The organism is Actinomycetota bacterium, from assembly GCA_030776625.1.
Classification (GTDB): Bacteria; Actinomycetota; CADDZG01; order CADDZG01; family WHSQ01; genus MB1-2.
On sequence record JALYHL010000008.1, the window covers coordinates 80,600 to 93,129 of the forward strand.

General features: G+C 64.0%; 14 protein-coding genes. 9 read left to right on the forward strand and 5 right to left on the reverse strand.

What is annotated here, in order from left to right:
* Window positions 1-305: 305 nt before the first annotated feature.
* The gene (locus M3N53_12780; GenBank protein ID MDP9069204.1) at window positions 306-569 is read right to left on the reverse strand and encodes a hypothetical protein; all 264 of its coding nucleotides are present in this window, start codon (window positions 567-569) and stop codon (window positions 306-308) included.
* A 63-nt stretch (window positions 570-632) separates the two neighbouring features.
* On the opposite strand from M3N53_12780, the gene M3N53_12785 reads away from it, so the two are divergent.
* The 4 genes from M3N53_12785 (at window position 633) to M3N53_12800 (ending at window position 3,433) form a co-directional block, all read left to right on the forward strand.
* Window positions 633-1,064 carry a hypothetical protein gene (locus tag M3N53_12785; GenBank protein MDP9069205.1) on the forward strand — a complete coding sequence of 144 codons (432 nt, stop codon included), beginning with the start codon at window positions 633-635 and terminating at the stop codon, window positions 1,062-1,064.
* Window positions 1,064-1,711 carry a class I SAM-dependent methyltransferase gene (locus M3N53_12790; GenBank protein ID MDP9069206.1) on the forward strand — a complete coding sequence of 216 codons (648 nt, stop codon included), beginning with the start codon at window positions 1,064-1,066 and terminating at the stop codon, window positions 1,709-1,711. Before M3N53_12785 ends, M3N53_12790 begins: the two co-directional genes overlap by 1 nt.
* A 335-nt stretch (window positions 1,712-2,046) precedes the next feature.
* Complete coding sequence (locus tag M3N53_12795) at window positions 2,047-2,652, forward strand: hypothetical protein (GenBank protein ID MDP9069207.1); 606 nt, start codon at window positions 2,047-2,049, stop codon at window positions 2,650-2,652.
* Window positions 2,653-2,836: 184 nt separating this feature from the next.
* A complete protein-coding gene (locus M3N53_12800; GenBank protein MDP9069208.1) occupies window positions 2,837-3,433 on the forward strand; it encodes a hypothetical protein in 597 nt (198 codons plus the stop codon).
* 403 nt (window positions 3,434-3,836) lie between these two features.
* Here M3N53_12800 and M3N53_12805 read toward each other — a convergent pair whose 3' ends face one another.
* Window positions 3,837-5,984 carry a peptidase domain-containing ABC transporter gene (locus tag M3N53_12805; GenBank protein ID MDP9069209.1) on the reverse strand — a complete coding sequence of 716 codons (2,148 nt, stop codon included), beginning with the start codon at window positions 5,982-5,984 and terminating at the stop codon, window positions 3,837-3,839.
* On the reverse strand, window positions 5,977-6,501 hold the full coding sequence (locus M3N53_12810; protein ID MDP9069210.1) for a hypothetical protein: 525 nt from the start codon (window positions 6,499-6,501) through the stop codon (window positions 5,977-5,979). The genes M3N53_12805 and M3N53_12810 overlap by 8 nt, the downstream gene beginning before the upstream one ends.
* A gap of 129 nt (window positions 6,502-6,630) precedes the next feature.
* Between M3N53_12810 and M3N53_12815 the strand changes: the two genes are divergently transcribed.
* From M3N53_12815 to M3N53_12835, 5 genes are all read left to right on the forward strand, one after another.
* Window positions 6,631-6,789 (forward strand): hypothetical protein, encoded by a 159-nt coding sequence (locus M3N53_12815; protein MDP9069211.1) that lies wholly within the window; start codon window positions 6,631-6,633, stop codon window positions 6,787-6,789.
* 22 nt (window positions 6,790-6,811) lie between these two features.
* Window positions 6,812-6,955, forward strand: a complete 144-nt coding sequence (locus M3N53_12820; protein ID MDP9069212.1) for a hypothetical protein — start codon at window positions 6,812-6,814, stop codon at window positions 6,953-6,955.
* 41 nt (window positions 6,956-6,996) lie between these two features.
* Window positions 6,997-7,140, forward strand: a complete 144-nt coding sequence (locus tag M3N53_12825) for a hypothetical protein (GenBank protein MDP9069213.1) — start codon at window positions 6,997-6,999, stop codon at window positions 7,138-7,140.
* 78 nt (window positions 7,141-7,218) lie between these two features.
* Window positions 7,219-8,928 (forward strand): cysteine peptidase family C39 domain-containing protein, encoded by a 1,710-nt coding sequence (locus tag M3N53_12830; protein MDP9069214.1) that lies wholly within the window; start codon window positions 7,219-7,221, stop codon window positions 8,926-8,928.
* Window positions 8,929-8,968: 40 nt separating this feature from the next.
* The gene (locus M3N53_12835) at window positions 8,969-9,895 is read left to right on the forward strand and encodes a hypothetical protein (protein ID MDP9069215.1); all 927 of its coding nucleotides are present in this window, start codon (window positions 8,969-8,971) and stop codon (window positions 9,893-9,895) included.
* Between the two features lie 612 nt (window positions 9,896-10,507).
* Here the strand turns inward: M3N53_12835 and M3N53_12840 are convergent.
* On the reverse strand, window positions 10,508-10,726 hold the full coding sequence (locus tag M3N53_12840) for a hypothetical protein (protein MDP9069216.1): 219 nt from the start codon (window positions 10,724-10,726) through the stop codon (window positions 10,508-10,510).
* 119 nt (window positions 10,727-10,845) lie between these two features.
* Entirely contained in the window at window positions 10,846-12,141 is a 1,296-nt protein-coding gene (locus M3N53_12845; GenBank protein MDP9069217.1) for a helix-turn-helix domain-containing protein, read from the reverse strand.
* Window positions 12,142-12,530: the final 389 nt, after the last annotated feature.

A 12,530-nucleotide genomic window follows, 5' to 3' on the forward strand; every position in this document is an offset into this window, starting at 1 on the left:
CGGCTCACCTGCGCGACTCCGCAAGGATTGACGGCTGCTGCTCGGGCGTCGATACCGTCGTACGGCCTACTCCCGATCCGGTGCCAGCCCGCAGAGCTGCGATCTCTTGGCGCAGTGCGGTTACCTCTTGTTTGGTCGCGGTCTCAGAGTCGCAACCGTGCTTCTTCCCGAACATCATCGGGACACATACAAAGAGCATCATGGCTGCGCAGGCCAATCCAGGTAGCGCGAGCCAAAGCCATTCCATCGTGTGGAACCTCCTCGGTCTAGGTCAGGTAGCGCCCATTTAGGGCGCGCGCGGCTGCCTAGACGGTGCGGGGAGGTCGGAACAGAGATGCCAGGGACACCGACGGCATGTCGGACTCACTGGGGAGAGAGATCTTGCTGGAGCTGAGGCCGAGCGCCAGGGCGAACAGGGAGAGGATCGCCAGGCACATCGCAAGAGAGATGGGCGCGTCGGGAGCGCACGCAGGACAGTCGCCACTCATATCCATGCCCATGCCCATCGCCAGCGGAAGCCCGACGACGAGCAAAAGCAATACGAGCGCTACAACCAAAAACCTCTTCATGTAGGGGTCACTCTAGCGGATGGCCTGGCTAACCGGCAGCGCTCTAGGTCTATGTTGAGCGCCATGGGAGGAGAGATGTCGTCGCCACGACGGGTTTTCGCAGTGCTGTGGGGAGCCTTCGGCGTGCAGATCGGTGGCCGTCTCCTAGACCTCCAGTGGCATCGAGCGCATCCAGAGTTCGAGACAGCGCAGGACCAGGTCACGGCACACTGGCTCGTATGGCTCGGGACGCTGCTCGTCATCGCCACCGCGGCAATCGCGTTGCGACCAGCGGGACCAGTCGGTATCGAACGCATCGGTTATCGGGTCACTCTGTGGTCGAACGTTATCTATCTGGTGCTCGCCGTGCTCCATTTCGTTCAACATCTGAATCACCACGAGGTTGACTGGACGCACGTCGGTCTCGCGGTTGCGAACGTTGCAGCCGCAGCGGGAGTATTCACCGTCACAGCAGGGACACTGCAGCGGCCACCGGAACAAGAGGTGGCTCGCTGATGCAAGCAAACGCTTCCGACCTCGACAGACGGAACGATAAGAGGCGCCGAGCGTGGGCGAGGCGAGCCCCTAAGTACGACCGATCGATCGGGTTCTTCGAGCGACGTGTATTCGGGAGCGAGCATCGGGCATGGGCGTGCGCGCAAGCGAAAGGCGAGACGCTCGAAGTCGCTGTCGGGACCGGGCTGAACCTCCGGCTCTATGACGCGGATGTCCGCTTGACCGCGATCGACCTGAGCCCTGAGATGCTGGAGATCGCCAAGCAGCGGGCGCATGAGATAGAGCGCGTGGTCGATCTCCGGGAGGCAGACGCGCATCATCTTCCCTTTGTCGACGCCTCCTTCGACACCGTCGTTTGCACCTATTCCCTATGCAACATCCCCGATCCTCATCGAGCCGTCGGCGAGATGAAAAGAGTCCTCCGCCCGGGAGGCCAGCTGGTTCTCGTGGATCACATCCGCAGCTCGGTCAAGCCGGTGCTGTGGCTTCAGAAGCTCATCGAGTTCTTCTCCATGAGGATCGAGGGCGAGCACATGACTCGGCGCCCACTCGAGCAGGTAAAGGCCCACGGGTTCACCGTCACCCAACGGGAGCGTGTTGGACCGGGAGCAGTTGTCGAGCGTCTAGTTGCGGTAAGAGATTCCTAGAGGCGCCAACAATCTGCTTGTTCGCGCAGCCTGCCGCGTCCTCCTTCACTGCAGGTCCGAGCCGGCGGCGTTTAGTTCCCCACGACTGGGCAGGGGCCCAATCTGGTGACCCGCTTGAGCACGAACCCTCCACAACCGGGTGCACAACACAGCTTGAGCGAGGACCACAGGATGAGCACGAACATGCGAGGCCGAGGCCCTCAAGACCCCGCGTCAGACAAGGTGCTCGCTCGGCGCGCGCTTGCTCGGATAGCGGCGATCGCCTTCCTGGTGCCGCCGGAGCGATCCACACGGCACAGATACGAATCCACCTCGCCGAATGGAACGTGGCCGGGTTGTTCTTCATCGCATCCGCCCTCGCCCAGGTTGGGCTCGCGGTAGCGCTCACCCGCGGCATGAATTGGGGGGCGCGAGACGTTCGCGGTCTCGTTCGCTCCTTCAGCACGCCACCTCCGAGGAAGCTGATCATCGGCGTAATCGGTACCTCCCTGGCTTTGATCGGGGTGTGGGCGATCTCCCGCACCGCCGGGATGCCTTTCGGACCAGACGCGGGAACACCTGAGCCGGTGAACCGGCCGGACTCGTTGGCGACGATGTTCGAGTTGCTGACGCTTGGCGCAATGCTCCCTCTGCTGAGCCGCACATCCACCCGGCGGACGTCTTGGGTGCCACGGCGAGCGCACACGGTGATCGTGGGCGCCCTTCTGATGTCCACGCTCGCCACCACGGCGGTAGCGGTCCAACCGGTGACCTGCGACATCGCGCCTCACGCGGAGGAGCAGTTAACTGAGAAGGAAAAGTCGAACCAAGCGCTGATCGACGCGTTCGTTAACCACGGCAAGGCTGGAGGGCATTCCGCAGATGGACTCGAACACGACGAGCAGGAACAGCCTGATGCTCACGCTGCAAGCGACGAGCCGGTAGACGACCACTGTCACTAGTCTTCGCCTGCACGAAGGCGCTATGAGAAAACGACTAGGTGAGCCATGTAGGTCGGTACTCAAAGCCCCGTAGGCTCTCTGCGGGAGACCTACGGGGAGGGCGGATGAATAAGCGGGCTGCTGGATGCAGAGGGTTGAGGACCGCCGCCGGTCTCGATCTCCTTGCGAGGATTTAGGAGGTCCCATGCCCTTTTGGAAACGGAAACTCGACCCCGAGCTAGAGGTCGCGAAGACGGAGGCCGAGAACGCGCTGCCGCCCGGCTGGGAGATTCATGTCGTCGATCCCGAGTCGTTCTGGGTGCCCGCCGGGAAGGTCGTGACCTACGGCATCTCCGCCTACAGCCCCGCGGGAGAGAAAGCGCTTGTCGTCGCGGTAGGCGAGGTAAATGCCTATCGGCAACTTACGCGTCTGATGCGCGGAGAGTTGGAGAAGACCGAGAGCTGGGCAGTTCCGTTGGGTCCGCCCGAGAGAAAGGAGAAGAACTCCACCGGGATGGTCTGGGACGAGGAGAACCCCGAGGTCGTTGCGGCGCGCTCTGCGCTGGAGGCAGAACTCCCCTCCGACTGGAGCGTCTTCTTCACCGATCGCGAGAAGTTCCGCTTTCCCGACGGGCACATCAAGGTCTTCGCGGTGTCGATCGCCGGGCCAGCGGGAGAGGGTGAGCTAGTCCTCGGCTTGAGCGAGGCTCACGCTTACGAGCAGATGATCCGTCGCCTCCGCGGGGAACTTGAGACGGCCGAGGGCTGGGCGCCCAGCTTGGAGAGCTTCACTCAGGTCTAAGAGTGATGACTCAGCGGCCTTGGGTGAGTTTTGCGTTACTCCCGATGAGCCTGCGCTCAGGTGGTTGCCGGAGTGTCAAGCATCACCCGGAGCACGACACTGTGAAGTCTCACCGCCCGTGCTCGTGCCCCCGGCAGGATTCGAACCTGCGACACCAGGTTTAGGAATGCGATAGCTATCGATCTCCCGACCTGCTCCTTTGGTTAAAAACGGCCTCTGACCTGCGTTTTCTTTCATGGTCATTCATGGTTCCTTGTGGTTGTTTTCGGTTCGCTCGCGGACTTTTTGCGGACTTTTTTCCGATGGGAACGAGGATCTGAATCAGAGACCCTCCCTCGGGCGGGTTTGCTCCCTGACGAGCCAGATTGCAGGAAGAGCGCAACCTCGCCCGTGTCGCCGTCGGTCACGTAGCGGCGGATTGCCTGTTCTGCGAGCGCGCTAGCTCGTAGTAGCGGCCACGGAGCGCCATCAGATCCTCGTGGGAGCCGCGCTCGACGAAGCGGCCGTCGTCCATGACCAAGATCACATCGGAGCGAGCGATCGTGCTGATCCGATGCGCGATCACGATCCGGGTAGACGGGAGGTCCTCGAGGTTCGCGTAGATCTGCGCCTCCGTGACGGAGTCCAACGAGCTGGTGGCTTCGTCGAGCAACAGGATCGCGGGTTCGTGAACCAGCGCCCGGGCGAGGGCGATCCTTTGGCGCTGCCCTCCCGAAAGCGACGACCCGCCGTCCGCGACTATGGTGTCGTATCCGAGAGGCATCAGGGCTATGTCATCGTGGATGCAGGCCAACCGGGCCGCCGCCTCGATTTCGTCGAGCGACGCGTCCGGCTTCGTCAGCGCGATGTTGGCGCGGATGCTGGTCCCGAACAAGAAAGAGGTCTGAGGCACGATACCGAGCTGCCCCCGCACGGATCCCGCTTCCAGTTTTCTCAGGTTCCGCCCGTCGTAGAGCACGGCCCCCGAGGTTGGCGGATAGAGGCCGAGCACGAGGTGCGCGAGCGTGGACTTGCCCGACCCCGACCTCCCGACTATCCCGATCGTCGTCCCGGGCTGTATCTCCAACGACACGTCCTTGACGACGTCCGGCTCGTCGTCGCCATACCTGAAGGAGACGCTCTCGAGCGTGATCCGGCCGGTGAGTTGTCCGGCGGGCTCCACATCCTCCGGGTTCTGCTCTGGTGCCGCATCGAGGACGTCGTTGATGCGCTCCATGTAGCTGCCGAGCACCTGCATCTGCAACCCATTGATCACGAGGTTCGAGAGCGGCGTTAGGAACCCAGTCGCGAGCGCGGTCAGAGCCAGCATCGTTCCGAGGCTGAGGTTCCCGTTCAAGACACCGAGGGTTCCGACTACCAAGACCACCACCGGAGATAGAACGCGCAGCGCGGTGGTGAGGGTCTCGATGATCGTGTTCATTCGGCCCCGTGCCACCGATGCGTTCACCTCGTCCACGAACAGGTTCGACCATTGCGACACCGCGCGCGCTTCGGCGCCCACCGCCTTCAGCGTTTCGATCCCGGCGACCAACTGGGCGAGGTAACCCTGTGATCGCGCCTGCGCTTGGAGGTTCTCCGCCATCAGTCGCTGGATGGACCGGTGCGCGAGCAGCGGGATGGACATCTGCAGCGCGCCCAGCACCAGAACGACCGCACCCATCGGCGGGCTCTGAGCGAATATCAGGACGAGGTATCCCGTGACGAGGATTCCGTCGAGCAGCGATGAGATCGTGCCGGTCGTCAAGATCTCTCGCACCGTCACGTTCGAGTTGAGCCGCGTCATTAGATCACCGGTCGAACGCTGAAGGAAGAAGCGATACGGCAGCTTCACGAGATGGCCGATGAAGCTGGACGACAAGACCGTGTCCAGATGCGCCCGCACCGCCAGCAACAGATGCCCGCGGACGAACGTCGAGAACATGTGGAACAACACCATGACGAGCAGTCCAGAGGCGACAACGAAGAGCAGCGTTCTGTCGCCGAATGGAACTACGCGATCCACCACGACCCCCATCAGGATCGGCGTAGCCAGCGCGAACAGCTGGATCAGCAGCGATGTCACAAAGACTTTCCACAACACGCGCGACTGACTCAGCAGTGGCTTGACGTAGCGCCAGGCTCCACTGGCACGGCCGTGTCCGGGATCGAAGGCGTCTCCCGGCCGCAGCTCGATCGCGACGCCGGTGAACGACTTCGAGAATCGATCCAAGGGAACGCGGATCCTGCCGACGGCGGGGTCCAGCACCTCGACACCGCCCCTGGTCACGCGGTCGAACACCACGAAATGGTTGAACTCCCAGTGCAGGATCGCTCCGCGCTGTAGGTATGACAGCCCGTCGAGATCGACACTCACGCCGCGGGCTTCCATCCCGTACGAACGAGCCGCTTCGAGGATCGCGGCCGCGTTGACTCCCCCTCGGGATGTCCTCGTGGCGCGCCTGACCTCTTCGGGAGTGACAGTGCGTCCGTGGTAAGCAAGCGTCATGGCGAGGCACGCCGCGCCGCAGTCACTCACCTCTAGCTGCTGGTAGTAAGGGATCCGCTTATGCATCGCCGTCCCCGAACAGGGAGCTGAGACCCGGCACGAGAGAGACGATCACCGGCTCGCGCTCGACGAGGATGCGGCCGCTGCCACTGGTGGTAGAGGATGTTTCCGCCGATGTGATGACCGCGACCGAGGCGGTCGCGACATCGACGCCGTAGCGCGTTCTCACCTGCGGCGGTTGGATCGCGGACTCGCCGGATGAGACCACCTGCGCCGACGACCCGCCCAGGTCGACTCGCTGTCCGGCAGCGACGTCGCCGGCGGCGGCGGCCGGAACCAGCACGACGACTCTGCCCTCTTCATCGCTGCCGACGGGCCCCCTTGCGTAACGCTCGATCTCGATCGTGGTGACCGCGACGAGCGCAGCGAGGAACACCAAGACCAGCACGTAGAAGGCGGCGGTCGTCCAAGGTGGCGCAACGCGAACGACAGCACCGGGCCCGCTCTGCCGGGCCCGGTGCTGGAGCGCCTCCGGCCTGAAGATCGTCGATTCAGCGCGGTCCGCCCGGTCCTCTTTCGCCACGTCACCTCCTCGGGAAGGAGTTCAGGCTACCGACCTCGAACTAGTGCCGAGCGTCCGGGTACTTGCGGGTTGCAAGGAACCAGACGAAGCGGCACAATCCCGTGGCTAGCGGTAGACCGAGGAGGACGAATGAGCGAGGCAACATCCCAGATCCGTGAGCTCTTCATCGAGGAGTTGGCCGAGGTGCACGGTGGCGGCCCCGTCGAGGAGCTGATCGACAAGCTCGGCGGCAACACCACGCATGCCTGCTGCGAAGAGGGCCCCGACGGCTGCTGCGCCGACGGTTAACGCCGACTCCAGGAGGCAAGGAATGAGCAACGAGACAGAGCCGATCCGCGAGCTGTTCATCGAGGAGCTCGAAGAGGTCACCGGCGGCAACAACAAGATCAAAGAGTTCATCGACGACAACCTCCAGACGACCTACGCGTGTGGTGAGGAGGGCCCCGACTGTTAGCACCTCCGCCACCCGTAGCTCGGCAGCGAGAGAGGGGACGAATGAACGAGGACTCCATCCGCGAGCTGTTCATCGAAGAGCTCGTCGAGGTCCAAGGCGGCGCACCGGAGGCCTCCGCAGAAGCCACGCTGGACACCACTCAGGCGTGCTGCGAGGAGCTGATCTGGGACGACTGCTGTCTGTAGGAAACGCCCGCAGCATCCATGCTTGAACGCGCCGCCCTTCGGGGCGGCGTGTTCGTTTAAGCGTAGGTTGCCTGCAACGTGAGCGCACGCACGATCCCGGCCGACGGCCCGGACGCGGCTCTATCTCGCGTTGCGAGCCACCTGAAGTTGTCGCATCCCTCCGCACAGATCAGCCACGCGATAGCCACGCACCCTCGGCCGTCTTCTCTGTTGGCGTTGATTGACGTCGGCCGGATGCTCGGGATGATTCTGACGCCGGCGAAGACCGGCGAGTCGGGACTCGCGACTGTGCCACTGCCGGCGGTCGTGCACTTCAACAGCTCGTGGGGAGGCGGTTTCGGTGTGCTCGAGCGCGCGGAGGGTGACTCCTTCCAGGTGTGGGACAGCGTCAACGGCAGCCAGAGGATGCATCGAGACGTCTTCTTGTCGCATTGGTCCGGCGTCATCGTCATCGTCGGCGAGCCGAAGGAGACGGAGGTGTCCGGCAATCCCGGGCTGCGCCGAAACCTCGCCGCCAGCCTCTCGGGCCGGCCGCGTCCTCCGGCCGTAGTGGGTGACCCCGCGGCTCGCTTCGTCCAAGGTCTCTTCGTCGCCCTTGCTGTTGGGCTGCTTGCCGCCACGATCCTGGCGCAGCCGCCAGCAGCGCGCGTGACCGCCGGCGCGCTCGCGGTCTTGTCTGCCGCAGGTCTGGCCGTCACGGCGTTGATGACGGTCGCGATCTCCGACTACGCCGGTCCCTTCTCGCCCGGGCTCTGCCGCCGAGGCCGCTTCGTGGATTGCGAAAGCGTGTTGACGTCGCGCTTCGCGAACTTCCTGGGGTTCCCGCTGAGCGAGCTCGGCAGCGCCTTTTACGGCGCGATCCTCCTCCTGCTAATGGCGGCGTCGGTCCCCGGCGCGCCCGACGCCGTAGCCGCGGCAGGCGTCGTGTTCATCTTCTCGATTCCGGTGGCGGTCGGGCTGATCGGGACCCAGGTGTTGATGCGGCGGATATGCATTCTCTGTGTGGCCGTGCATGCGGTGAACATCACATCGGCTGTCGTGGCTTGGTCGTATCTGACCCAACGCCCACCGTCACCCTCGCGCATGCTCGCCCCTCTGATGCTGCTGGCCATGTTCTTCTTGCTCCTGCTGTTCTTCGCGATCCCGTACCTGAAGACCTCCCGCTCGCTAGCGCGCCTTTCGCAGACGTACCGACGCATGTCGCGATCGCCCTTCGCGTCGTTAGCTCAGCTGGCGACGGAAGAACCAACGGACCTCGAGGGAGCCGATGTAGGGGTGCGCCTCGATCGGTCGTCGGCCTCCGACGAACTCGTGGTGTTCATACATCCCTCGTGCAAGCAGTGCGGGCCCGTGGTGCGTGAGATCAGATCACTGGTGCCGAACCGGCAGATCCGCCTGTTCGTAGCGGTCCCGCCGAAAGCTCCAACCGACGGCGAACGACGTATGTGCGAGGCGGTGATAGCGGCGGGACTGGCGGGTGGCCCCGAAGCGATGGTTGCCGCGTATGACGCCGCGAAAGAGAGTTTCCGCGATCTACTGACCGACGATCCCGTCGCCCGCCTCGCCTCGCGGTTGCAGGTTCCGCTCGAACGGCTAAGTGAGGTCGCGGCGGAGGCGACGCGTATGACGCGAGCAGCCGAGGCCTTCGCCGATCGCCACGTGGAGGGGACGCCCGCCGTGTTCGTCAATTCACTGCCGTTCCGCGGCCCTGTCGCGCACCTGGTGACGTTGTTGAACCAGCACGACCACCTGCTCCCGCGTCGCCGCGATCCGGAGGTGTCGGTATGACGCACCCGATCGCGTTGACCCGAAGAGCGGACGTGTCGCCATGACGCAGCCGATCGCGCTGATCGGGGCGCCTCAGGACGCGCACATCGCGGCGGTCGCGAGCGCGTTGGAGGACAGGGGGGCCGAGGTCGTCGTCGTGGACACGCTGAAGTTCCCGGGCGCCTACCGGATATCGCTGCGCGATCGCCTCGACGCGATCGAGGTGGAGGGTCGGTCACTAGCGCGCCCGGCCGCCGTCTACATCCGCGACGTCTATTCGAGCGCGCTGTCACCCGGCGTCGATGTCGCCGACGAGATGGAGCAGCACTGGCGGCGCACTCTCGTTGCTCTGCGCGAGAAGGCACAGGTGCTGTTCTCGTTGCTGGCTCGGTGGGCGGAGCTGGGCGTCCCGGTGTACAACCCGCCGTCGCCGGAGTGGCGGCTGGCGAAACCTTTCCAGCTCGCGGTGCTCGAGCAGGCGGGGCTTCCCGTACCGCGCACCCTGTGGACCAACGATCCCGTCGAAGTGCGGCGGTTCGCGGACGGCGGACGGATCGCCTACAAGCCGGTCGCCGGAGGAGCGGCGACGAAGGAGCTGCGCCCCGAAGACCTGACCGACGAACGTCTGCGAACGCTGCGAGGAGCCCCGGTCACTTTCCAACAACTCCTCGAAGGAGACAACTTCCGCGTCTACTGCCTCGATGGTGAAGTGATCGCGTCTTTGCGAATCACGTCCGACGCCTTGGACTTTCGGCAGAACGAAGAGGTGGTCGAACAGACGACGCTCCCGGATCATGTCCTTGCCGGCTGTCTCACGGCCGCTGACGCCCTAGGCCTCAGGTGGACCGGCATGGACCTGCGCGAGGACGCACGCGGCACCCTGCGCTTCCTGGAGCTGAACTCGTCGCCGATGTTCCTGGGGTTCGACGGCCGGGCCGGAACGGGCATACTCTCCGCCCTGGTGCGCCGCCTCGCTTCTTTCACCTGACCTTCTGGGTTAACTGCAGAATCCCACGGTTCAGCGTCGCGGAGCGAGAGTGTTTGGACCGGGAGCAATTTTCGAGCGTCTGGTCGCGGTAAAAAAGCCCGTAGAGCAGCGAGATCCTCCGGCTGGCTGCGCTACCGCCTGGGAGTGGGTTCGAGACGCGATTCAGTAGTTGCGGTTCCATCTGATCGGACACCGCTAAACTGTCGAGATGCAATCTGTTGCGCCGGCTCGACCCGAACTCCAGTAGCACGCTGGCACGCACTCGAGCGAGGACCCCACACGATGAGCACGAAGATGCTGAGGCCGTCAAGACGACCTCAGACAAGGTGCTGGCTCGACGCCGTCGCTCGGATATCGCCGATCGCGTTCCTGGGCGCTCCGCTCTACTCGCGAAGTGCCCCCTGTCAACGTCGCCTGATCGTTGACTCTCTTGGTCCGCCTGATGTTTGACATGTAGCCCATCTGCCCTGACCTTGCGAACGTAGTTGCCTTACATCGCTAGGCTGCCCTAGGTCCGTTGCGGTCGCGCTGCGGGTCGTTGCAGATAGGTTCGTCTGAATACGTGCAGAAGGTCTCCAACGCTTGACCCCGCAGTAGGAGCCACCACAGATCTCACCCTATGTTTCGCCGGCTCGCGTGTTCTTCAGCTGCCGCGTTCGCCAGACCGGGATTGTCGGCGAAACAATCAGCGTCGCAAACGACCCCTGTGAGCCGTCGCTTCACGACATCAGATCCCGCACATTCCTCGTACCAGTCGAACGTTGCCGTTCCAGAGCAGCCCGGTGTCGGGCACTCGTCGACGGTGCTGTACAGATGATCGTCGACCGGCATCTCGCTCTCCTTACAGCACGAGGCAGACTCTACGTATTACGAGGGTTACCGGCCCCGACGAGGCCGCCGCGGCGTGATTCTGCCGCCCGATCGCCGGTTAGCCACGCGAGGACCCCTTTTCATTGCTCGATCGCCTCGATACCCGCGCGATAGGCGGCCGCGCTCTCGTGGACCTCACCCACGGCCGCGTGCAGATCGCCTAACAGCTTGTACGTCGACGCGGCGTCCGTGCCCGCGCCGGCCAGCACGTAGAGGTCGATGGCCCGCCTGAGATGGCCTTTCGCTTCGGTGGGGTCGCGCTCTTTGATGCATAACCCGAGCTCCCTGAGATTGAGCGCTCGCTCGGTGAAGTCGCCGCCTTTCAGATACGGCTGCGCCTCGCGCAGGAGGTCCTCGGCCTGCGAGCTGTTCCCGGAGACCCGCTCCAGACGTCCGAGCTCGTTGAGCGTCCTAGCCACATCGGCGGGGTGATCGGCCGCCTTGAACGCCAGGAGCGCGTCGGTGAGGTCCGCTCGCGCTCCGTGAGCATCGCCCTTGTCGATTCGCACGATGCCTCGGTTGAGCTTCGCGCTGGCCGCGTCGAGCTCCCAGCCGATGGTCAGGTAGGATTCCTCGGCGCGCCGCAGCGCGTCCAACGCGTCGTCCATCCGCCCCTGTTCGTAGAGCGAACGCGCGACATTCATGTTCATGCAGGCGAGCTGCTCGGCGTCGCTCACCCGTGGTGCCAGTGCTTGAGCTTCCTCGGCTGCCTTTGCCGCCTTATCTTTGAGCCCGAGGGCGGAATAACAGTTGACGAGCGCGGCTTGGGTGCGCATGGTCGCGGTGGGATCGGGCACTCCCTGCCAATCTAGTTCCAGCAGGTAGGTCTCCAAGATGTGGACCGCGAGGCGGGGATTTCCGAGTCCCTGATGGCACCGGGCGACGCCCGCCATGGCCTGAAAGGCGAGGTGCGGAGGGTGGCTCCCCCATAGGCGTTCGGCCTCCGCGTACAGCTGGAGCGCCGTGTCGATCCGGTTGCGGCCTTCCTCGATGCCGCCCAAGATCTCGCACGCCCTTGCCTGCACTCTCGTGAGGCCGAAGAGGTTCGCCTTCTCCGCTGCATCCTTCGCCAGGAGCTCCGCTCTGGCGTCGTCACCGACCCGGATCGCCTCGCGCGCCTCTTGAAGGGCGAACTCGGCCGCAATCTGATCCTTGCGCGACCGCCCCGTCACGAGCTCGTCTGGCTCAACCCCGAGCCGGTTCGCCACGTGGGCCAGCACCTTCTGGGTCGGTCGCCGGGTGCCGGACTCGATGAGGCTCAGATATGAGGCCGAGATAACAGGTGCGCCGAGTTCTGCCTGAGACAGGTGTCGCTCGCGCCTCAGGCGTTTGATCCGGCCGCCAACGTCGGTCCAGTCAACCGCAACTTCACTCACGCCGCTTCGTTCGCTTTCGTTCACGCGCAAAAAAGAGGTCCCTTCAGACAGGTGTTAAGTCTCTCTTTACGAACTGTAACCCAAGTGTCATGTAGCTCATTGGAAGGGGGTGAGGGAATGATCCGCAGATTACTCGTTTCTTTGGCGGCAGGGCTGCTCCTAGCGGGAGCGTCTCCGGCGATCGCAGTTGCTGCTCCGGTCGGCGACGTCTGCAGCATCGAGGTTCTCGGCTGGAAGGCCTGCTGACAACGGCGTGAGGTCGTGGAGGCCCCGGCGGTGCGCGGGCCTCCACGGTCATTGTGGTTCTTCGCCCAGATTTATTTTGCAGAGTGTCATGGACGATGTCGAAAAAGAGCTACTCTCATTCATCGGCCCCGACCGGCGTCAGC

Bases quoted from the DNA above. Each gene is read 5' to 3' on its own strand.
- M3N53_12820 (MDP9069212.1), top strand. From the start codon at position 6,812: ATGAGCAACGAGACAGAGCCGATCCGCGAGCTGTTCATCGAGGAGCTC.
- M3N53_12805 (MDP9069209.1), bottom strand. From the start codon at position 5,984: ATGCATAAGCGGATCCCTTACTACCAGCAGCTAGAGGTGAGTGACTGC.
- M3N53_12825 (MDP9069213.1), top strand. From the start codon at position 6,997: ATGAACGAGGACTCCATCCGCGAGCTGTTCATCGAAGAGCTCGTCGAG.
- M3N53_12840 (MDP9069216.1), bottom strand. From the start codon at position 10,726: ATGCCGGTCGACGATCATCTGTACAGCACCGTCGACGAGTGCCCGACA.
- M3N53_12800 (MDP9069208.1), top strand. From the start codon at position 2,837: ATGCCCTTTTGGAAACGGAAACTCGACCCCGAGCTAGAGGTCGCGAAG.
- M3N53_12790 (MDP9069206.1), top strand. From the start codon at position 1,064: ATGCAAGCAAACGCTTCCGACCTCGACAGACGGAACGATAAGAGGCGC.
- M3N53_12815 (MDP9069211.1), top strand. From the start codon at position 6,631: ATGAGCGAGGCAACATCCCAGATCCGTGAGCTCTTCATCGAGGAGTTG.
- M3N53_12785 (MDP9069205.1), top strand. From the start codon at position 633: ATGGGAGGAGAGATGTCGTCGCCACGACGGGTTTTCGCAGTGCTGTGG.
- M3N53_12780 (MDP9069204.1), bottom strand. From the start codon at position 569: ATGAAGAGGTTTTTGGTTGTAGCGCTCGTATTGCTTTTGCTCGTCGTC.
- M3N53_12835 (MDP9069215.1), top strand. From the start codon at position 8,969: ATGACGCAGCCGATCGCGCTGATCGGGGCGCCTCAGGACGCGCACATC.